Here is a 16,873-nt window from a genome sequence, read left to right on the forward strand (position 1 = left end):
GTAATTAAAGGATTTTAGAAATGTTTGCAGATGTGATGGAAGTAAAACTGCGCCAGTGGCTGATTGCGGTAGCCGCCGCCATAGCCTACAGCGGACTGGCCGCCTCCTGCGCCCCGCAGCCCGTGCCGGCCGTGAGTGCCAGAGCTGCCGCCGTGCAGGAAGCTGCCGCCCGCAGCGCCGCCCTGCAAAGGCAGGTGGAACGCGAAGCGGTGCAACAAGAAGCGGCCTACAGCCGCATGAGCGACCGAGAGCGGATACGCGGCATCGTGTATGAGCCCGCCCCCGACAGACTACCTGAAAACGAAAGGACAAAACCATGATTAGGCGACCGATTAGACGACGCGGCTACAACTTGAGCGACGAGGAATTTAAGGCGCGATTGACGGAGCAGCGGATATTGCAGCGAAAGGCTAGGCAGGCACAACAAACACAGCTCAAACAGACGGGCTACCGGAAGAAACAGAGGAGATAAGCATGGGTCAGCAGGAAAAACTCGAAAACAAAATGGCGATTTGCCAAGCAATGGACGGCCAGCCGCCGCTACGGATTGAGCGGCTCGCCCAGTTGAGCGGCGTATCCGGCCGGGACTTGACCGATGCGCTGGTTGAACTGGAAGGGGTCGGTGCCGTTGTCTCCACCCCCAAAGGCGGCAAGATGGTTTACAGCCTGGCATCTGCCAAGCCAGTGTCGGACAAAAAACCTACCGGGAAAAATGAAAAAGAGATGCGCGAAAACGTGCTGCGCTACTTTAAAGGCCGCCCGGGGCAGGATGTAAGCACCCGCAGCATCAATGCAATGCTCGGCAGTTATCAGGCAGGCACCAGTGTATTGAACAAACTGAAAGAAGACGGCCTGATTGAGCGCTCCGGACACGGGATATGGCGGCTGGTTGGCGGGCTACCTGAAAATCAGGACGGCGGGCAATCTGTGACACCTCAAACGGTTGTATTGGCTGAAATGGCCACTGAGCCTGCCGTACAGCCGCAGCCGAAAGAAGACGATACCGTAGTTTTAACCGCAGCCAATGCCGACGAGAAGCCCAGCGACGAGCACGACATCAAAATCGGCGGCTTTAGCGACGGTAGTTTCAGCATCGACAAGGGCAACGGCCTATGGAAGATGCAGTTGAGCCGCGGGCAAATGCTGAAAGTGGTGGGGTTTGTGGAAAAGTTTATCGCGATGGAAGGGGTGTGAAATGAAGGAACGTCCGATTTTATTTAGCGGCCCGATGGTGCGGGCGATTTTGGCCGGCCGCAAAACGCAGACCCGGCGCATCGTTAAGCCACAGTCTGCCGTGCTGACCGACCAAATGGCACGCGGTTTCGGAGTACGCCCGCCCGCCGTTGAAAACGCCGCCGTCATCCCTTGCCCTTACGGCCAAGCAGGCGACCGCTTGTGGGTACGTGAAACATGGGCGCTGCACCCGGAAACAGGCAGCCTGCTCTACAAGGCCGATGATGCCGCACCAAACAACATCAAATGGAAGCCATCCATCCACCTGCCACGCAAACATAGTCGCATCCTGCTTGAGGTGGTCGACACCGGGGTGGAGCGCCTGAAATCCATCAGCCGGGAGGATGCGCAGGCGGAGGGTACAGATAACAACCCGGGGACGAATTGCCCCATCGACAAATTTTTCAACTACTGGTGCTACCTGAACGGCTTTGATTCTTGGGATGCAAACCCGTGGGTTTGGGTGGTTAAGTTTAAGAAATTAGAGGTTTGAAATGGACAAGCAAAAAGTATTGGAAAAAATCAAGAAATGCCTGGCACTGGGCGAATCGGCCAACGAACACGAGGCGGCGCAGGCCATCCGGCAGGCACAGATACTCATGAAAAAGTACGGCATCAGCGAAATGGAAGTGGAGCTGTCTGCCGTAACCGAAAAAGGCGTACCGGTCGCTGCAACACTGCCGACTTGGCATCAGATATTGATTTCCCAGTGTGCCAAGGCGTTCGGGGTGAAAAGTTACCAGCACACGCAGTGGGGTTTGGCCGAAGCACGGTTTTTCGGCATCGGCATCAAGCCGGAGCTGGCCGCCTACGCTTACGAGGTATTGCTACGCCAACTGAAAAAAGAGCGGCGCGAATACATCAAAAACGAGCTTAAAGCGGTACGCCTGTCGCGTAACAAGACTGCCCGCGCCGACCAATTTTGCACGGGTTGGGTATATGCCGTTGCGCAGAAGGTCAAAGAGTTTGCCACCGAGCCGGAAGAAAAAGACATGCTCGAACGCTACCAAAAACAGTTCGGCGAAATGGGGCAGGCCAAAAAACGTGACGTGCACGGTGGCTCGAAAGCCAGCAGAGAGCAGGATTTGGCTGCCGGAGTAAGAAAAGGCCGCGAGGCGCAGCTGTACCACGCGATGGACGGCGGCGAAGAGCGGAAGCAGTTAGGTTTAAACGGATAAAGGAGCAAGAAATGGCAAGGAAATTTAACGTGGGTGACATCGTGCGATTTAAACCCACTGGGCAGATTGGGGTGGTCGACAAGATAGATGACCGATTGATGCAGGTCGATTTTTTCGCAGAGGGCGAATATGGATATAGCCCACCATCCTTTGAGGATTGTTACGAGCTGCTCCGTGCCGCAGTACCCAACCCTGACAGCGCCCGGCTGGATTGGATGATTTTACGCGACTACCCGGACGACATGGGCACCGAAGACAGGGTGTTTGCCCTGCAAGCCGAGCGCGACAACATCGATACCTTTTTGCGGCTGGATGCCGAACAGGGAGCGGCAGCATGAAAACCCGTTGCCCGTGCTGCGGCGCGGAAAACTCCCTCGATGGGCTGATTGCCCACGAGCAGGCGCGGCAGAGCTTGTGGACGCTGGCCAATATCGGCGGGCCGATGACCCAAGGGCTGGTGCAGTACCTCGGCCTGTTCCGCCCGAGCAAATCCTCGCTCTCTCAAGCTCGCATGTACTCGCTGATGTCCGAGTTGATACCCGACATCCGGGCTGGCGAAATCCGCCGCAACGGCCAAGTCCATCCCGCCCCGGTGGCTGCCTGGACATACGCCTTTAATGAGGTGCTGACTGCCCGCGACAGCGGCCGCCTAAAAACACCGCTCAAATCGCATGGGTATCTGTACGAGATTATCGCTGGTTGGGTAGGCAATACACCTGTCGAGGCTGTCCCTGCTGTACCAGCCCAGCCAGCCCAACAACAGGCCGCACCCAGCAGCACTCTTCAGGCAGCGGCGGCCGGCGAAAAGTTTAAGCGGTAATCCAAATGATGACCAGAGAAGTAAACAATGCCTTGGTGTCCGGCCTGCAGCACATGTTTGCGATGCGATTGCCGGGGCATCCGCCGCTCGATGCCGCCGACGGGACATATCAGGCATGGATTGCAGCCTTTAACTCATTGCCGATTGCCTGGGATGACCGGCGCGACCCGCAGCGAATCGAGCAGGCATTCGGCACCCTGTGGGCAAACATAGACCGCTGGCCGACCCCGAAAATGTTGATTGCCTGTATCCCGCCCGTGCCACCCCCGCCGCAGCTGGAAGCCCCTAAGAAGGTGTGGACGGAAGAGGAAATAGCCAAAAACAAAAAGCGTGTGGCCGCCGCGCTTGCCATGCTGGCCGACAAGATGATTGAACAAAACCAGTTTTTTGACGAAGAAAGGAAGTAAAAATGGCAGTAAAAACCAAAAAAACCCGACTGAAACAAGCCGCCCAAGTGGCTGCACAGAGCAAAGACGACGTGGTGGCCTACATCCGCGAAATCGGCGACCTCACCCGCGACCGCGAACGCCTTGCCGCCGCTATGAACGACGGCATTGCCGAATTGCAGGAAAAGTACGCCAACGATGCCGCCCCGCTCAACGAGCGCATCGAAGCCCTGCAAGACAGCGTGCAGCTGTGGTGTGAGGCTAACCGGCTGTCCATTACTGACGGCGGCAAGGTTAAGTTTGCCGACTTTGTAACCGGCACCGTGAAATGGCGTGTGAACCCGCCCAAAGTGAGCGTGTCCGGCGTGGATGCCGTTATCGCCCTGCTGGAAGCCGACCCCGACCGCTCACGCTTTTTGCGCGTGAAACGCGAGGTAAACAAAGAGGCCATCCTCAACGAACAGGAGCTGTTTGCTGATGGTCAGGTGCCTGGAATCAAACTGGTGCTAGGCAAAGAGTTTTTTGTCATCGAACCGCACGATCAAGTGCTGGAGGGGGTGTGAGATGGATGACCGCGCAGACCGCCTAGAAAGCCTGTTAGTGGCATGGAAGGAAGCGGCAGAATCCGCCAACACACTTAGAGTCCTCAATGCTTGTCAAGAAAGATTACTGGAAGCGCGGCGACAGCTTGAGTTAGCTGGCGAATACTACCGAAAAGGCCGCTTGTTGTTTATCGGTTCGGCTGCGTGGTTTGCAATCAGTGCCGCAATTTGGTTTGTCATGTAGGAGTTTGAAAAAATGAAGAAATATCTATTGGTAGAAATGCCAGATTTTTCGGTTTGGCGCGTGCCCACCCAAATCATTGCCGATGCCCGAACCGATTATTACGCCGAGCGCTGCGGCGAAGACCGCGAGAAGGTCAAAGCTGAAACCGAGCGGCTGTTTACCACGCATGAATTTGAAATCGAAGACTGGGCAGCCAACAACATGGATTGGGACGAAGTGAAAGCCCATGCCGTACAGGTCAAAGCCGGAGAGGTGGATTACCAAGAAGGCTGGGTAAACGGCAACAAATGTGTAACCGACAATGAGGAGCAAAAAGATGTGGTTTAAGCAATGCCAAGCCTACAGGCTACCTGAAACCCCGGATGCGGCCGTTTTAGCCGCCGCATTGGACGAACACCGCTTTGTGCCACCCTGCGGGCTGGATTGGTTTACCGACGGTTTTGCCGTGCCGCAGCCGTTTGGCGACGAGCTGGTATTTGCCGCAGACAAAACGCTCGGCATCTCCCTGAAACGTGAAGAACGGGTGCTGCCGGGTGCGGTCATCAAAACTGCTCTCGATGGAAAAATTGCCAAAATCGAAGCGGAGGAAGCACGCAACGTTGGCCGCAAGGAAAGGCAGGAGCTGAAAGAGCAGATTATTGACGAGCTGCTGCCGCGGGCCTTTACCCGCGCCAGCCGCACTGATGCAGTCTTGGTTGGCGGCTACTTGCTGATTAACCAGACCGGCAACAAAGCCGAAAACCTGTTGGGCCATCTGCGTGAAGCCTTGGGCGGGCTGCGGGCACAGCCCACCGTTACCCGCCGCTCCGTATCCGAGCTGATGACCCAATGGCTGCTGCGCGGCGAGGCCGACGGGCAGTTTGAGCTGGACGACTACGTAGCCTTGGTGGGCGCGGGCGATATGGGCGCGGAAATACGCATCAAGCGCGAAGACGTAACCGCCGAAGAAGTGGTGCAGCATGTGAAATGCGGCAAACGTGTGGTCGAACTTGGCTTGGTATGGCGCGAGAGCGTGGTGCTGGTGCTGACGCAGGATTTGACCTTTAAGCGTATCGGCTACCTAGACCATTTGCGGGAAGATACCCAAAGCCAAGGCGACAGTAGCGCCGATGTGGTGGCCGCATCGCAAATCATCATGGCTCACGCGCTGACCAGTATGCTGGACGAGCTGATTATTATGCTTGGCGGCTTGCAGGATTAGGCTGCCTGAAAAATCGAACCCGCGCGGCACGGTTTGCCGCTTTTAAACAGGAGTTAAACCCATGTTAGATGAAGCAGAAAAAGTGTTGGTTGCCGACTTTATCAGCGAAAACTGGCAATTGTTTGTAGATAGGGCTGCCGAATCAGGCTATAGTGAAGCGGAAGCCGAATATATCTACGCCAAACTTGAACGAGGAGTGTAAACCATGAATAAACAGGATTTAATCAAAGACATCGCCGAGCGTGGCGAATTTACCAAGGCCGATGCTGATGCCGCCCTGAAGGCGGTGCAGGGTGCCATCGCCGCCGCATTGACCCGCGGCGATAAAATCACCCTGCCGGGGTTCGGCACGTTTAAGGTGGTGGAGACCGCTGCCCGCACTGGTCGCAATCCGCAGACCGGCGAGCCGGTGGAAATCCCGGCTAAGCGCAAAATCAAGTTTAATCCGACCCAAGCGCTTAAGGACTTGGTGCAATAAGGGACAGCAAGACAAAACAGGCTACCTGAGAAAGGCAGCCTGTTTTTTTGCGCACTGAACTGTATCTCAATCCATGTCATGAAGCAGTTCAGTATACTGGCAACATGTTTTATTGGGAGTGTTTTATGAACTGGTTATTGTTTTTTCAGGTGCTTATCCCTATAAGTCAGTTGGTATTAACCTGCGTTTTGACGAGAGAAATTAACAGGGTGCGTCGTTTAGGGAACGACTTAGTGGAGATGTTCAACAACAAATCCGTTGTGGTAACAACATTCTCCACCGAAAGCGAAAAACGCTCCGGCTCTGACTGGAAGCCGACGGTTTGAGCAGGTATCATCCAGTCCAACTGAAGTGATGTTGCATCCCTTTTTGACAGGCTAACGTCTGCACCAGTTATTACCGGATTGCCATCGGAGATTAGCTTGATACTATTTACTGTGTAACTGTTGTATCTGAGCGATCCGAACCATATCCGAACGAGATACGTCCCAATGTCGTCTATTGGATTTACAGTCCAATAAATGGGCGGTTGCCGTGAATGCCACCAGTCATACAACATTAAAATGGCGGTAATCGCCGTAGAAATGCCGGCTAGGGCAGTAAAAAAGAGCATCATGACGATAAGGTAAGGGTTAAAAAACCTGAATTTTATGGAGCTGCTAATGATTTCACAAGCACGCCTCGCCGCCGACTACGCCGCCTTTGCCGAACAACATGGCAGGGAGCCGACCCTGCTCAAATGCAGCCAGGCTGCCTACATTGGCACCGTACTGCCCGAGTGCCACACCGATTTTGAGACCGGTGCGGACATTCGCTATCAAAACGCCGTGGTCGTGGTGGCCGATGTGGACGGCTGGATTTTCGAGTAAATACGGGCTTCCCCGATAACCCCCTGCACAGTTGCAGGGGTTTTTTGTTGTTTTTGTTGCTCATCTTACTGATTTGTGTATCTTACTGACATTAAGTGTTGAAGGAGTGCAGAAATGGCAGAAGACACCCGCAGAAGGCTGATTGCCAAAATCCATATTATGCAGGCCGAGCAGGGCTTGGACGATACCGCCTACCGCATGATGCTGGAGCGCATCACCGGCAAGCGCTCGTGCGCCAAGATGTCGCTGCAGGAGCTGGCTAAGGTGGCCGACGAGATGCAGCGCAAAGCTCGCAGCACCTCCCGTGCCGGGCGCTACCCGCACCGCCGCAGCTCTGCTGATCCGATGATGCGCAAAATCGGCGCATTGCTCGCCGAGCTGGACAAGTCTTGGAACTACGCTCACGGCATGGCCAAGCGCATGTTTGGGGTGGATCAGGTGCAGTGGCTGACCAACGACCACATGCGCCGCCTGGTGGCCGCCCTGCAAATCTATGCCGACAAACGCAAAGCGGAAAGGAGGAGCGCATGAGGCAGATTGAGTTTTCCGAGGATGATTTCAGAGACGTGCAGCACCTGATTCCCGAAGCGTTTTGGGCGGTGGTGCGGGTTGTGGGTGTCTCCAATGCTTGGGACTTGGTACGCCATTGGGGCGGCACCTTTTTCCCGGTCGGGCAAAACCGCCGCGGCGCGGGCAAGAAACTGCATGCCGTGCTGGTGGAAATCGTCGGTACCGAGGAATTGGCGCAGCAGTTGGAAACCATGTATCTGGCCGAGCGTGGTTTTTACGTGCCCAAGTGCGAAGATGCCTTCCGTGAGATGCGCGACCGCGCCATCCGCCGCGATTTCGACCGCCTGACCGGGCAGGAACTTTACCCGATGAAAGCCTATTTGGCGGTACGCAACCTGGCCTTGGATTACGGCCTAACCGAGCGGCGTGTGTGGGAAATCATGAAAAACACCGATATCGCCCCGCCAAAATCCACCGCGCAAGCCAGCCTGTTTGCTGCCTGATTGATTGACACGCGCCTGACTTTGCCCGCCTTACGGCGGGCTTTTTTTGCGCACTGAAGCAGGGCAAGCCACCCCCGCCGACGCGCCAAAGCATACTGTAGACCGCTAATAAATCTTTGCCGATTAACTGTTTGAGAAGGATAGATATGTCAGTGATTACAGTAACCGCCGGACACAGCAACAAAGACCCCGGCGCGGTAAACGGCCTGTTTAGGGAAGCCGATATTGCGCAGGAAATGCGCAATATGGTGGCGCTCTACCTGCGCCAAAAAGACATTGCCGTTAAAACCGACGGCGAGGGCAAGGGCAACCTGCCGTTACCCGCCGCCATCAAGCTGATTAGCGGCAGTAAAGCCGCGGTGGAGTTTCATTGCAATGCTTTTCCGAAACCGACGGCAGGCGGCTGCGAAGCCTTATCCCAGCCCAAAGACCGCGCCTTGAGCCAACGCTTGTGCAAAGCGGTGTCCGATGTGATGGGCATCCCCACGCGCGGCACGGACGGCGGCTGGAAAAACGAGGGCAGCGGCCAGCACAGCCGTTTAGGCTACGTGCGCAACGGCGGCATCATCTTGGAGCTGTTTTTTATCAGCAACCCCGCTGAATTGGCGGTTTGGCAGGATAAAAAATGGCTGGTAGCCAAAGCCGTGGCCGAAGTGTTGGCGGAGGTGGCGAAATGAGCGGCATCCGCAAAGCCATGAGCGGCATCGAAAAAACCTTGATTGCACTGGCACTGGGCAGCCTGCCTGCCGGCAACAGTCTGTACAACCTGCCGCGCCCGCGCGCTGTGCAGTTCGACGGTATCCCGCCTGCCCGCTGGCACCACACCGGCACGGCGGCGGTCAAACGTGCCGCCCGCAAGGCACGCAACCTGAAACAAAGAAAGGCAAGAAGATGAAAATCAACCTGAAAAAAGACAATTACGTGGTTTTTGACAAAACGGAAACCCTGAAATCCAACATTATCCGCCAGGCATGCACCGGCCTGATGCTGGCATTTTGCGTGTACATCAGCCGGGGCTCAAATTGGTGGACGTTTGTCAGCGGCCTGCTTTTCCTGAGTTGGCTTTGCGGGATGGCTTACAAATGGGCAGACGCACGGGAAACTAAGTTCGGTTCTTGGACGGAATTTAAGGCTTGGGTAGACCGGCAGGCCGCCGCGGAATCTGCGCAGCAGGAAGGCAACGAATTTACGCCGATGTCTGAAGCCACCTTTGCCGAAACACCGCGCACCTATGTGCAAAAACAGGCCGCCGCCGAAGCGCAAGAGGCGACCCATGAATAAATTTTGCAGCTGGCTGGCCGGTATGTTTACCAACCCCGCCACCGGCCAGGCATCCCACACCAAGATTTGGGCTAATGTGGCATTCGGCTCCATGACCTACAAGTTTCTAACGGCCACCGAGCCGGTGGAGTGGATGTGGTGGTGCTTCGGGGTTGTGGTCGGCGGTTATGCCCTAGGCAAGCGCGGCCTTTCCATCATCCCGCAGGTGGCCGCCATCAGAAAAGAGGAAGCAAATGATCCCGATGATGCTGCTGAATAAACCGTTTTTAACCGGCTGTTACAACCTGTTTAAACGGCTGTTGCCGATACTTGCCCTGCTCGCATTGGCTGCAATGAGCTACCGCGCAGGCTATCAAAACCGCGACACCAAAGCCGTGGCGGAAGCTGCCAAGGTAGCGGCGGAGTACAAGGAGGCGCAGCTCAAGGCCGAACAGGCCTACAGCGCCCAAGTGGCCGCCGTGGCCGCCGAAAAACAACGCTGGTTTGATTACGCCCAGGAACAAACGGTCAAGTTGGCCGCTGCCAACCGCCGCCTGGATAGCAAAACCACCCATATCAAACAGGAGATACCCCATGCGATTGCACGCGACCAAAAGAGCACTGGCGGCTGCCATAGCGGCCTTGGCGCTGACGGCCTGCGGCTCTACCGCCAAGCCCTCGGCTACGCCGCCGATTAAAGTGGTCGAAAAGCCCACCCTGCCGCCTGCTCCGGCGGAACTGTTGGCAGAGTACGAACGCCCAGCGCCGCCCGCTTCAGGTAGCCCCGAGGCACTGCTCAACCACGCCGCCGAGTACGGCGCATGGTGCGGCAAGCGCGATGCGCAGGCCTCCGGCTGGCAGCAGTGGTACCGCAACGGACAAGGGGCGCATCGTGAGTAGATACCGCGAATTGGTGCAACACCGCTTGGCGGTGTGCCACGCCGGTATGGAGATGCGGCTTGCCCGTGCCCGCGAGCAGGAGCCGTTTGTACTGGCGGTGGAGCGCAAGTTGTCGGCCGGCAGCTGGGACTATCGTATGGGGATGACGCCTAATTTCGGCGTGGTGTTTACCGTGCTGCCCAGTCGCATCCCGCTCAAAGAGCAGTATCAGGCGGTCAAGGCCGCGCTGGCCGAATGCGGAGACGTGGAATTTGATGTGCAGGACAAGCGCCCGTGCCTGCATGTGAGCAGCCGCACCGATGAGGGCATCGATTGCTGCGTGGTATTTGATGGAGACGATGATGGCCGCTGAATTTTTAACCATCGATTATGTGTTTCAGGGTGCCGTCGGCATCGTGATGACGGTGCTGTGGCGCTACATCGGCAAAGTGGACGGCAAATTTGATGCCGTCCAGACCGACAACCTAGCCCTGCGCGAACGCCTGCACGAGGTGGAAAAAGCCTATCAAACCAAGCTCGAAGCCCGCGAACACAAGGGCGAAGTGCTGGAATTACTGCGCGAAATCAAAAGCGACCTCAAAGAGGTCAACGACAAACTGGACCGAAAGGCCGACAAATGACCCACCCCTACCAAGACCCGGTGTTGGCGAAACTGGAAGAAATCAGCGCCAAACAGGAACTCACCATCCAAATGCAGGAAGAAATGAACCGCCGCATGGATGACATCCACCGCGATTGCCGCCGCACGTCAGCGGTAACCGGTGCCGTATCCGGCGGCATTACCGCCGTCACCATCCAATTCCTGCGCGCCAAATTCGGAATTTAAGCTATGGCCAGACCCCAAGAAACCCGCGACAAGGTACGCCGCCTGTATGTGTTCGACCAACTTAGTCTTGAGTTGGCCGCGCTGCAGGCCGATGTGCCCGTGGCCACTGCGCGCAAATGGAAGCAGGCCGACAAAGCCAAGGGCGACGATTGGGACAAGGTCAAGGCCGCCCACGTGATGGCATCCGGCGGGGCGGAGGAAGTGAGCCGCGCCATCTTTACCGGCCTGCTGCTGCAATATCAAAAGGTGGTCGAAGAAATCAATCTCAAAGAGGACATGGATGCCGAGAACAAGGTAGAGACCCTGACCAAGTTAGCCGATGCCTTTAATAAATCCGTTTCCGCCAGCGCCAAAGTGCTGCCCGAAACCAACCGCTTAGCAGTGGCGATGGAAACCGTACGTGCATTCGGCGAGTTCGTGCGCGAAAAACGCCCGGCAGTGGCGATGGATTTTATCGAGCTGATTGAGGAGTTCGCACCCGAAGTAGAGCGGCGTTTTGCCTGAAGGAATGAGTGATGAAACCGCAATTTAACATGAAGGCCAAGGATTTTCACAAGGAATTGGCCGAGTACGCCGCTCAACTGCGCCGCATGATTGAGGCGGAGGTGGACGGCTTTTCGACCAAGACTGAAGACATTTTGGCGCGCCGTAAGGCGGTGTCTGATCCGAAGAGCGGCTTTGAGTATTTTGTCACCCATTATTTCCCGCACTATATCCAGCACAAAACCAAATCCGAGCTACACGAATACCTGTTCGAGCTGCTGCCTGCGGTGGCAGCCAACCCGGAGCGTTGCTCGGAGGCTATTGCTGCGCCGCGCGGCGAAGCTAAATCTACCATTGTGACCCAGCTCTATACCTTGTGGCGCATCGTTACCGGACAGACCAAATTTGCCGTTATCGTGATGGACAGCATTGACCAGTCCTACCCCATGTTGGAGACCATCAAGGCCGAGCTGGAGTTTAACCCGCGCATCGCCACCGATTTCCCGGCCGCCGCCGGGCAGGGGCGGGTGTGGCAGGCCGGTACGGTTATTACCGCTAATAACGTCAAAGTGCAGGTGGCCGGTAGCGGCAAACGCTTGCGCGGTATGCGCCACGGCCCCTACCGCCCCGACCTCTGTATCCTCGACGATATTGAAAACGACGAGCAGGTGCAAAACCCCGAGCAGCGCAAGAAGCTGCTGTCTTGGCTGCAAAAAACCATCACCCCGTTAGGCGGGGTGGGCAAGAAGTACGACATCATCTACATCGGCACCATCCTGCATTACGACAGCGTACTGGCACAGACCCTGCGCAATAAGTTCTGGCACGGCCGCATTTTTAAGGCTATCAAAACATGGCCGGAACGCATGGATTTGTGGGAGGAGTGGGAAATCCGCTGGAAAACCCACGGCCGCGATGAGGCGATGGCATTTTACCGCGCCCATCAGGCCGAGATGGAGGCCGGGGCGCAGACCTCGTGGGCGGCGCGCGACATCCTTGATTTGATGATCGAGCGCGCCAAAATCGGCAGCCAGGCGTTTGCCTGCGAATATCAAAACGACCCGGCCAGCGGCGAGGATTCGCCCTTTGCCGACTTGGTCGACCACTGCTACTACCTAGACAAAGACTTGCCGCCGGACGTGGTGTACTACGGCGCGGTCGACCCGTCTTTGGGTAAGAGCAGCCGCAGCCGCGACCCGTCGGCTATCTTGGTCGGTGCATACCAGCAAAGCACCGGCACATTGTTTGTGCAGGTAGCCAATATCCGCCGCCGTGTGCCCGACCTGATTATCGAGCAGGTGATCGCCCTGCAAAAAGAGTACCACTGCCAAGTGTGGGCGGTGGAGACCGTGCAATTCCAAGAGTTTTTTAAAGACGAACTGGTCAAACGCTCCGCCCGTGCCGGCTACACCGTGCCCGCGCGCGGCATCAAGCCCAACAGCGACAAAGCGCTGCGTATCGAGAGCCTGCAGCCGCACATGGCCAACGGCCTGATTAAGTTTCGGCAGGAGCAGCGCGAGCTGATTGAGCAGCTACGGCATTTCCCGGATGCGGAACACGATGACGGCCCCGATGCACTGCATATGCTGTGGATGGTGGCCACCACCGGCAACCGCAGCAATGCGGCGCAGGTGATTCATCTGCCGCAATACGGCGACGAGTCGTGGGCGGACGGATGGTAGGAGGATGTTATGGATCAGCTGCTGCGCGACAAAATTCTGCAACACATGCTCTACCGTAAAGAGTGTACCGCCATGCTGATTTGCCACGGGCTGGGCTACAGCTTGGAGCGCTATTCGGCGGTGCGCGCTACCTTGGACGCCATGTTGACCGCCGGAGAAATCGAATACAACGCCGCCCGCCTGACGTGGCGGCTACCGAATGAAGGGAGAGGGCAGTGTTTGGCCTGATTAAATCACAACGCATTAAAACCACGGTAAAAGTCCTGACCGACGCCACCGAAGGCGGCCTGGACGAGCTGATCGCCAGCTGCGAGAGCAACAGCCAGCTGCTGGCCCGGTTGGGCATCAGCCGCCAGCAGGCCTTGCAGGCGGTTATCTCCGATGATGAGGTGGAGGCTTGTTGCGAAGACCTGCGCGCCGCCATGCTGGCGCGGCCGTGGAGGATATATGGCGAGGGTTTGTCCGACGAAGACCGCGACCGCCTGTGGCGCGTCGTGCGCCGTTATCTGCCGGTGTTGTCCGAGGTGGTACTGACAGCCAAATTGAGCGGTTACGGTGTGGCGCGTTATGTGTATCTGCGTGAAGAAGACGGCTTTTTAAGCATTGACCGGGTGAGCAACAAGGGCGATGAACTGGACAGATATACCCCGCGTTATGACGGCACGTTGCTGTACAAAGGCGACAGCGGCGACGAGCTGGTAGACACCCGTGTACTGCATTTGCTGCTGACCAACCGCGCCACCACGCGCAACCCCGCAGGCGAGATGGCGGCGGCAAGGCTCTATCCCGCCGTATCGCTGCGCAGCCGTGGTTTTGTGTACGCCGCACAGTTTATCAAGCGCTACGCCCAGCCTTATCTGGTCGGCAAAATTAATGCCGACGGCAGCAACGACCGCCATCGGAGCTTTACCGACAAGCTGTTCACCATGCTTTCCGGCGGCGCGATGTCGGTAGACCGCGAAGACAGCGTGGAGATGCTGCAAAACAGCGCCGACGGCCAAGCCTTCAAACGCTTAGAAAACCTTGCCAATGCCCGCATCCAGAAAGTGCTGCTTGGTAAGGTGCGCACTGCCGACCTCGAAACCGGCAGCCGCGCCGCCCAGGAAACCGAAGAGAAGGCGCGCGGCGACCGCATCGACTCTTATCTCGGCCTGCTCGAGCAGGCGGCGCAGCATCTGGTGGACGCGCTAGTTATGGTCAATGCCGTGTACGGCAAAACCATTAACGCACCGAAAGGCGTGTGGTTTGAATTTAATCGGCAGGTGCAGGTAGATGTACAGCGCGCCGAGCGCGACAAGCAGTATTTAGATAGTGGCCGCCTGCGCCTGACCGAAGATTACTACAAGGATATCTTGGGTTTCGAGCCCGGGCATTTCGAGCTGGTCGACCCCGCACCGCAAATCGGCCAGCCTACCGCCGCCAAACTGGCCGTGCGCTTGAGCGCGCCGCAGCTGCCAGCGCCGGATACGGTGGAGCACACCATCATGCGCCCCAAAGTTGATGCCATCCTATCCGCCTTGGCCGAGAGCAAGGATTACGCCGCGTTTGAAGAGCGACTGTCCGGCTTGGATTTGGATGAGGCTGACAACCTGCTCATCCAGCGGCTGGTGGCCGACGGCGTGCGCTCGTGGAGCGACGGTGCGGACAGCCACATGGGAGTGACCGATGAGTGACCCGGTATTTAACCCGACGGGCCTAATTGACCGCGCCGCCTTGGAGTTCCTGCACAGCAAAAAACTACTGCCTGGCTTCAGCCACTACGATGTGTGGCTGTACCAGCACGCGGTGGCGTTTACCGTGGCTAAGATGATGGATGCCGATATGCTCGCCGAGGTCAAAGATGCCGTTGAAACCGCACAGCGCAACGGTACCTCGTTTGAGGTGTTTAAACAGCGTTTAAAACCCTATTTGATGAGCCGCGGCTGGTGGGGCGAGCAAGTGATGACCGACCCCGTGGATGGGGTGGCCAAATTGGTACAGTTGGGCAGCACCCGCCGCCTGCGTGTGATTTTTCAGACCAATATGGCCACCGCCTTCGCGGCCGGGCAATGGGCGCGCATTCAAAGCAACCAAAAGGCCTTGCCCTACCTGCGCTACAACAAGAGCGCCGCCGGGCAGCCGCGCGACAGCCACCGCCGCTACTACGGTTTGGTGTTGCCGGTGGAGCACCCGATATGGAAGCAGATTTTCCCGCCCAACGGCTACGGCTGCCAGTGCAGCGTGAGCCAGCTATCCCGCAAACAGGCCGAGCGCGAAGGTATCAGCGGTGAGCCGGATGTGGATATGGTTGAGTTTACCAACCCGCGCACCGGGCAAACGGTACTGATCCCTGCCGACATCACGCCCAGCTTCGCGCATAACCACGGCGACCGCTTGGGCGCACTACAGGCGCTGATGGCGGATAAACACGGTAAGGCCGCCTTAGCAAAACTGATTGAGGCTGCTGATGACCATGTAGCCGAACGGTTGGAGCGCCCCAATTTCTTCGGTGCTCCCCCACCATTGACCGTGTTGTCTGATGCCGGGCTGCCCGATCCGCAGGGCTTTGTGTACCAATATGCCGGGCGCGGGCACCAAATCGGCGTGTTGCCGGTCGGGAAGGCCGGGTCGGTTGAATGGGTGGAACAGGATGGGCAGCATTACCTTCTTGAATATACGAAGGCAGGCGTCCAAATCAATCCTATTTCAGACAAAGAACTCATCAAGTTTAAAACAAATGAGATAAAAAGCTTGAGCAGCCCGTTAATGTCAGCTGAAGACCAGAAGGATTGGAAAAGTAAAGTCGCCTCTTTCCGGCGTGCAAACTTCGGTACAACCGATTTGGCTGATAGACATGCTATTTTTCTTTACACTACCAGTAACGGATATCGTTTGGTAAATAACCAATTAATTCATAGCAAGGGCGACCTTTCCAGGTTGACCCCGTCAGCTCTACAGCTTGTCCGTGCTTTGGATTTTGCTTTAAGCCAAGCGCCTACCTATCAGGGGGAGACGGTACGGTATTTGAAACAAAGAGGCATGCCTGATGCTGAAGCCTTCTTGAAAGCACACCAACCGGGCGGCTTGGTGCGATACAGCAACTTCACCAGCTCTAGCAAAACGGAGGGTTCTTTCCCCAAAGGCGACGTAACAATTACCATTAAAGGCCGTAGCGGGGTGGATGTCAGCCGGCTGTCACGATTCTCTACCGAGAATGAGGTTTTATTACCACGCCAAGCCGTTTATCGTGTAATTTCGCATACACAAGAAAATGACCATCACTATATTACTGTTGAGGAAGTGGCAGAAACGGTGCATAATAAAACAAAGATTGTGCAACTTAGCCTAGGAGACGGCCATGTCTATCATGCGTAAAGATGAGGCGGTTTGGGAGTCCCTTAAAAATCCTGAAGCATTCAACCGCTGGCTGGCTGATTTGGAAGAGCCGTTATTACAACAAGCCAGCCGGATGACTGTTGGCGAAAAACTTCGTGCTATGAGAGCCTCCGAAGCAAGCGACACAAGCACAGAAGACGAAGCTGCTTAAAATACCAATTCAAGCCCGCCTGCAACTGGCGGGTTTGTCATCTCTGAACCATCCGGTTCTCTCTCACGATCCCACTCATTTCGCTCAAACTGTATTCGCAGTCTGAGACTCAATCTCCAAAATCGCCATTAACCGACCATTAACCGACCTAGGATTGCGACAAACGCGCCGCCTATACCCTAGCCTACCATAAGCCGTCAAAACGCTTTAAATCGCGTTTTTGGCGGCTTTG

The 16,873-nt window shown here is 56.5% G+C and carries 32 protein-coding genes; all 32 read left to right on the forward strand.

Annotated features, from left to right (window positions below; genetic code table 11):
- Positions 1-20: 20 nt before the first annotated feature.
- The 32 genes from H9Q10_RS04805 to H9Q10_RS04960 all read left to right on the forward strand — a co-directional run bounded on the left by H9Q10_RS04805 (position 21) and on the right by H9Q10_RS04960 (position 16,641).
- Positions 21-320: a hypothetical protein gene (locus H9Q10_RS04805; protein WP_197902893.1), complete on the forward strand. Its 300-nt coding sequence runs from the start codon at positions 21-23 to the stop codon at positions 318-320.
- Positions 321-474: 154 nt separating this feature from the next.
- Positions 475-1,194 (forward strand): hypothetical protein, encoded by a 720-nt coding sequence (locus tag H9Q10_RS04810; RefSeq protein ID WP_197902894.1) that lies wholly within the window; start codon positions 475-477, stop codon positions 1,192-1,194.
- Between the two features lies 1 nt (position 1,195).
- A complete protein-coding gene (locus H9Q10_RS04815; RefSeq protein WP_197902895.1) occupies positions 1,196-1,726 on the forward strand; it encodes a hypothetical protein in 531 nt (176 codons plus the stop codon).
- Position 1,727: 1 nt separating this feature from the next.
- Positions 1,728-2,411: a DUF2786 domain-containing protein gene (locus H9Q10_RS04820; RefSeq protein ID WP_197902896.1), complete on the forward strand. Its 684-nt coding sequence runs from the start codon at positions 1,728-1,730 to the stop codon at positions 2,409-2,411.
- A 29-nt stretch (positions 2,412-2,440) separates the two neighbouring features.
- Entirely contained in the window at positions 2,441-2,749 is a 309-nt protein-coding gene (locus H9Q10_RS04825) for a hypothetical protein (RefSeq protein WP_197902897.1), read from the forward strand.
- Positions 2,746-3,231, forward strand: coding sequence for a hypothetical protein (locus H9Q10_RS04830; protein ID WP_197902898.1), 486 nt, complete (start codon positions 2,746-2,748; stop codon positions 3,229-3,231). The genes H9Q10_RS04825 and H9Q10_RS04830 overlap by 4 nt, the downstream gene beginning before the upstream one ends.
- Positions 3,232-3,236: 5 nt before the next feature.
- On the forward strand, positions 3,237-3,638 hold the full coding sequence (locus tag H9Q10_RS04835) for a hypothetical protein (RefSeq protein ID WP_064104673.1): 402 nt from the start codon (positions 3,237-3,239) through the stop codon (positions 3,636-3,638).
- A 2-nt stretch (positions 3,639-3,640) separates the two neighbouring features.
- Positions 3,641-4,180 carry a host-nuclease inhibitor Gam family protein gene (locus H9Q10_RS04840; protein ID WP_064104672.1) on the forward strand — a complete coding sequence of 180 codons (540 nt, stop codon included), beginning with the start codon at positions 3,641-3,643 and terminating at the stop codon, positions 4,178-4,180.
- Position 4,181: 1 nt separating this feature from the next.
- Complete coding sequence (locus H9Q10_RS04845) at positions 4,182-4,403, forward strand: hypothetical protein (RefSeq protein WP_197902899.1); 222 nt, start codon at positions 4,182-4,184, stop codon at positions 4,401-4,403.
- 12 nt (positions 4,404-4,415) lie between these two features.
- Entirely contained in the window at positions 4,416-4,730 is a 315-nt protein-coding gene (locus tag H9Q10_RS04850; protein WP_197902900.1) for a hypothetical protein, read from the forward strand.
- The gene (locus H9Q10_RS04855) at positions 4,720-5,604 is read left to right on the forward strand and encodes a recombination-associated protein RdgC (protein WP_197902901.1); all 885 of its coding nucleotides are present in this window, start codon (positions 4,720-4,722) and stop codon (positions 5,602-5,604) included. The genes H9Q10_RS04850 and H9Q10_RS04855 overlap by 11 nt, the downstream gene beginning before the upstream one ends.
- Before the next feature lie 61 nt (positions 5,605-5,665).
- A complete protein-coding gene (locus H9Q10_RS04860; protein ID WP_153715171.1) occupies positions 5,666-5,806 on the forward strand; it encodes a hypothetical protein in 141 nt (46 codons plus the stop codon).
- 3 nt (positions 5,807-5,809) lie between these two features.
- Positions 5,810-6,082 carry an HU family DNA-binding protein gene (locus H9Q10_RS04865; RefSeq protein ID WP_153715170.1) on the forward strand — a complete coding sequence of 91 codons (273 nt, stop codon included), beginning with the start codon at positions 5,810-5,812 and terminating at the stop codon, positions 6,080-6,082.
- A 125-nt stretch (positions 6,083-6,207) separates the two neighbouring features.
- Entirely contained in the window at positions 6,208-6,408 is a 201-nt protein-coding gene (locus tag H9Q10_RS04870) for a hypothetical protein (RefSeq protein ID WP_205229549.1), read from the forward strand.
- A 336-nt stretch (positions 6,409-6,744) separates the two neighbouring features.
- On the forward strand, positions 6,745-6,951 hold the full coding sequence (locus tag H9Q10_RS04875) for a hypothetical protein (protein ID WP_197902902.1): 207 nt from the start codon (positions 6,745-6,747) through the stop codon (positions 6,949-6,951).
- Positions 6,952-7,065: 114 nt separating this feature from the next.
- Complete coding sequence (locus H9Q10_RS04880; protein WP_197902903.1) at positions 7,066-7,482, forward strand: gp16 family protein; 417 nt, start codon at positions 7,066-7,068, stop codon at positions 7,480-7,482.
- Complete coding sequence (locus tag H9Q10_RS04885) at positions 7,479-7,964, forward strand: Mor transcription activator family protein (RefSeq protein ID WP_049258871.1); 486 nt, start codon at positions 7,479-7,481, stop codon at positions 7,962-7,964. The genes H9Q10_RS04880 and H9Q10_RS04885 overlap by 4 nt, the downstream gene beginning before the upstream one ends.
- A 146-nt stretch (positions 7,965-8,110) precedes the next feature.
- The gene (locus H9Q10_RS04890; RefSeq protein WP_153715166.1) at positions 8,111-8,641 is read left to right on the forward strand and encodes an N-acetylmuramoyl-L-alanine amidase; all 531 of its coding nucleotides are present in this window, start codon (positions 8,111-8,113) and stop codon (positions 8,639-8,641) included.
- On the forward strand, positions 8,638-8,859 hold the full coding sequence (locus H9Q10_RS04895) for a hypothetical protein (protein WP_153717420.1): 222 nt from the start codon (positions 8,638-8,640) through the stop codon (positions 8,857-8,859). The genes H9Q10_RS04890 and H9Q10_RS04895 overlap by 4 nt, the downstream gene beginning before the upstream one ends.
- Positions 8,856-9,245: a hypothetical protein gene (locus H9Q10_RS04900; protein ID WP_197902904.1), complete on the forward strand. Its 390-nt coding sequence runs from the start codon at positions 8,856-8,858 to the stop codon at positions 9,243-9,245. Before H9Q10_RS04895 ends, H9Q10_RS04900 begins: the two co-directional genes overlap by 4 nt.
- Complete coding sequence (locus H9Q10_RS04905; protein ID WP_197902905.1) at positions 9,238-9,504, forward strand: hypothetical protein; 267 nt, start codon at positions 9,238-9,240, stop codon at positions 9,502-9,504. Before H9Q10_RS04900 ends, H9Q10_RS04905 begins: the two co-directional genes overlap by 8 nt.
- Complete coding sequence (locus tag H9Q10_RS04910; protein WP_197902906.1) at positions 9,479-9,922, forward strand: hypothetical protein; 444 nt, start codon at positions 9,479-9,481, stop codon at positions 9,920-9,922. The genes H9Q10_RS04905 and H9Q10_RS04910 overlap by 26 nt, the downstream gene beginning before the upstream one ends.
- A 1-nt stretch (position 9,923) precedes the next feature.
- The gene (locus H9Q10_RS04915; protein WP_153717436.1) at positions 9,924-10,124 is read left to right on the forward strand and encodes a hypothetical protein; all 201 of its coding nucleotides are present in this window, start codon (positions 9,924-9,926) and stop codon (positions 10,122-10,124) included.
- The gene (locus H9Q10_RS04920) at positions 10,117-10,476 is read left to right on the forward strand and encodes a hypothetical protein (RefSeq protein ID WP_155733261.1); all 360 of its coding nucleotides are present in this window, start codon (positions 10,117-10,119) and stop codon (positions 10,474-10,476) included. The genes H9Q10_RS04915 and H9Q10_RS04920 overlap by 8 nt, the downstream gene beginning before the upstream one ends.
- Entirely contained in the window at positions 10,463-10,744 is a 282-nt protein-coding gene (locus H9Q10_RS04925; protein WP_064087996.1) for a hypothetical protein, read from the forward strand. Before H9Q10_RS04920 ends, H9Q10_RS04925 begins: the two co-directional genes overlap by 14 nt.
- Complete coding sequence (locus H9Q10_RS04930) at positions 10,741-10,950, forward strand: hypothetical protein (protein WP_064087997.1); 210 nt, start codon at positions 10,741-10,743, stop codon at positions 10,948-10,950. The genes H9Q10_RS04925 and H9Q10_RS04930 overlap by 4 nt, the downstream gene beginning before the upstream one ends.
- A gap of 3 nt (positions 10,951-10,953) precedes the next feature.
- Complete coding sequence (locus tag H9Q10_RS04935; RefSeq protein ID WP_153715161.1) at positions 10,954-11,454, forward strand: DUF1804 family protein; 501 nt, start codon at positions 10,954-10,956, stop codon at positions 11,452-11,454.
- A 29-nt stretch (positions 11,455-11,483) separates the two neighbouring features.
- Positions 11,484-13,115, forward strand: a complete 1,632-nt coding sequence (gene terL, locus H9Q10_RS04940) for a phage terminase large subunit (protein WP_197902997.1) — start codon at positions 11,484-11,486, stop codon at positions 13,113-13,115.
- Between the two features lie 9 nt (positions 13,116-13,124).
- Positions 13,125-13,343, forward strand: a complete 219-nt coding sequence (locus tag H9Q10_RS04945) for a hypothetical protein (protein ID WP_064104659.1) — start codon at positions 13,125-13,127, stop codon at positions 13,341-13,343.
- Positions 13,331-14,788 carry a phage portal protein family protein gene (locus tag H9Q10_RS04950; RefSeq protein ID WP_197902907.1) on the forward strand — a complete coding sequence of 486 codons (1,458 nt, stop codon included), beginning with the start codon at positions 13,331-13,333 and terminating at the stop codon, positions 14,786-14,788. Before H9Q10_RS04945 ends, H9Q10_RS04950 begins: the two co-directional genes overlap by 13 nt.
- Positions 14,781-16,469 (forward strand): phage minor head protein, encoded by a 1,689-nt coding sequence (locus tag H9Q10_RS04955; protein WP_197902908.1) that lies wholly within the window; start codon positions 14,781-14,783, stop codon positions 16,467-16,469. The genes H9Q10_RS04950 and H9Q10_RS04955 overlap by 8 nt, the downstream gene beginning before the upstream one ends.
- Positions 16,453-16,641, forward strand: coding sequence for a hypothetical protein (locus H9Q10_RS04960; RefSeq protein ID WP_197902909.1), 189 nt, complete (start codon positions 16,453-16,455; stop codon positions 16,639-16,641). Before H9Q10_RS04955 ends, H9Q10_RS04960 begins: the two co-directional genes overlap by 17 nt.
- The last annotated feature ends 232 nt before the right edge of the window (positions 16,642-16,873 follow it).

It is taken from the genome of Eikenella glucosivorans, from assembly GCF_016025525.2.
In the GTDB taxonomy this organism is placed as follows: Bacteria; Pseudomonadota; Gammaproteobacteria; order Burkholderiales; family Neisseriaceae; genus Eikenella; species Eikenella glucosivorans.

Bases quoted from the DNA above. Each gene is read 5' to 3' on its own strand.
- H9Q10_RS04805 (WP_197902893.1), top strand. From the start codon at position 21: ATGTTTGCAGATGTGATGGAAGTAAAACTGCGCCAGTGGCTGATTGCG.
- H9Q10_RS04810 (WP_197902894.1), top strand. From the start codon at position 475: ATGGGTCAGCAGGAAAAACTCGAAAACAAAATGGCGATTTGCCAAGCA.
- H9Q10_RS04815 (WP_197902895.1), top strand. From the start codon at position 1,196: ATGAAGGAACGTCCGATTTTATTTAGCGGCCCGATGGTGCGGGCGATT.
- H9Q10_RS04820 (WP_197902896.1), top strand. From the start codon at position 1,728: ATGGACAAGCAAAAAGTATTGGAAAAAATCAAGAAATGCCTGGCACTG.
- H9Q10_RS04830 (WP_197902898.1), top strand. From the start codon at position 2,746: ATGAAAACCCGTTGCCCGTGCTGCGGCGCGGAAAACTCCCTCGATGGG.
- H9Q10_RS04835 (WP_064104673.1), top strand. From the start codon at position 3,237: ATGATGACCAGAGAAGTAAACAATGCCTTGGTGTCCGGCCTGCAGCAC.
- H9Q10_RS04840 (WP_064104672.1), top strand. From the start codon at position 3,641: ATGGCAGTAAAAACCAAAAAAACCCGACTGAAACAAGCCGCCCAAGTG.
- H9Q10_RS04845 (WP_197902899.1), top strand. From the start codon at position 4,182: ATGGATGACCGCGCAGACCGCCTAGAAAGCCTGTTAGTGGCATGGAAG.
- H9Q10_RS04850 (WP_197902900.1), top strand. From the start codon at position 4,416: ATGAAGAAATATCTATTGGTAGAAATGCCAGATTTTTCGGTTTGGCGC.
- H9Q10_RS04855 (WP_197902901.1), top strand. From the start codon at position 4,720: ATGTGGTTTAAGCAATGCCAAGCCTACAGGCTACCTGAAACCCCGGAT.
- H9Q10_RS04860 (WP_153715171.1), top strand. From the start codon at position 5,666: ATGTTAGATGAAGCAGAAAAAGTGTTGGTTGCCGACTTTATCAGCGAA.
- H9Q10_RS04865 (WP_153715170.1), top strand. From the start codon at position 5,810: ATGAATAAACAGGATTTAATCAAAGACATCGCCGAGCGTGGCGAATTT.
- H9Q10_RS04870 (WP_205229549.1), top strand. From the start codon at position 6,208: ATGAACTGGTTATTGTTTTTTCAGGTGCTTATCCCTATAAGTCAGTTG.
- H9Q10_RS04875 (WP_197902902.1), top strand. From the start codon at position 6,745: ATGATTTCACAAGCACGCCTCGCCGCCGACTACGCCGCCTTTGCCGAA.
- H9Q10_RS04880 (WP_197902903.1), top strand. From the start codon at position 7,066: ATGGCAGAAGACACCCGCAGAAGGCTGATTGCCAAAATCCATATTATG.
- H9Q10_RS04885 (WP_049258871.1), top strand. From the start codon at position 7,479: ATGAGGCAGATTGAGTTTTCCGAGGATGATTTCAGAGACGTGCAGCAC.
- H9Q10_RS04890 (WP_153715166.1), top strand. From the start codon at position 8,111: ATGTCAGTGATTACAGTAACCGCCGGACACAGCAACAAAGACCCCGGC.
- H9Q10_RS04895 (WP_153717420.1), top strand. From the start codon at position 8,638: ATGAGCGGCATCCGCAAAGCCATGAGCGGCATCGAAAAAACCTTGATT.
- H9Q10_RS04900 (WP_197902904.1), top strand. From the start codon at position 8,856: ATGAAAATCAACCTGAAAAAAGACAATTACGTGGTTTTTGACAAAACG.
- H9Q10_RS04905 (WP_197902905.1), top strand. From the start codon at position 9,238: ATGAATAAATTTTGCAGCTGGCTGGCCGGTATGTTTACCAACCCCGCC.
- H9Q10_RS04910 (WP_197902906.1), top strand. From the start codon at position 9,479: ATGATCCCGATGATGCTGCTGAATAAACCGTTTTTAACCGGCTGTTAC.
- H9Q10_RS04925 (WP_064087996.1), top strand. From the start codon at position 10,463: ATGATGGCCGCTGAATTTTTAACCATCGATTATGTGTTTCAGGGTGCC.
- H9Q10_RS04930 (WP_064087997.1), top strand. From the start codon at position 10,741: ATGACCCACCCCTACCAAGACCCGGTGTTGGCGAAACTGGAAGAAATC.
- H9Q10_RS04935 (WP_153715161.1), top strand. From the start codon at position 10,954: ATGGCCAGACCCCAAGAAACCCGCGACAAGGTACGCCGCCTGTATGTG.
- terL (WP_197902997.1), top strand. From the start codon at position 11,484: ATGAAGGCCAAGGATTTTCACAAGGAATTGGCCGAGTACGCCGCTCAA.
- H9Q10_RS04945 (WP_064104659.1), top strand. From the start codon at position 13,125: ATGGATCAGCTGCTGCGCGACAAAATTCTGCAACACATGCTCTACCGT.
- H9Q10_RS04955 (WP_197902908.1), top strand. From the start codon at position 14,781: ATGAGTGACCCGGTATTTAACCCGACGGGCCTAATTGACCGCGCCGCC.
- H9Q10_RS04960 (WP_197902909.1), top strand. From the start codon at position 16,453: ATGTCTATCATGCGTAAAGATGAGGCGGTTTGGGAGTCCCTTAAAAAT.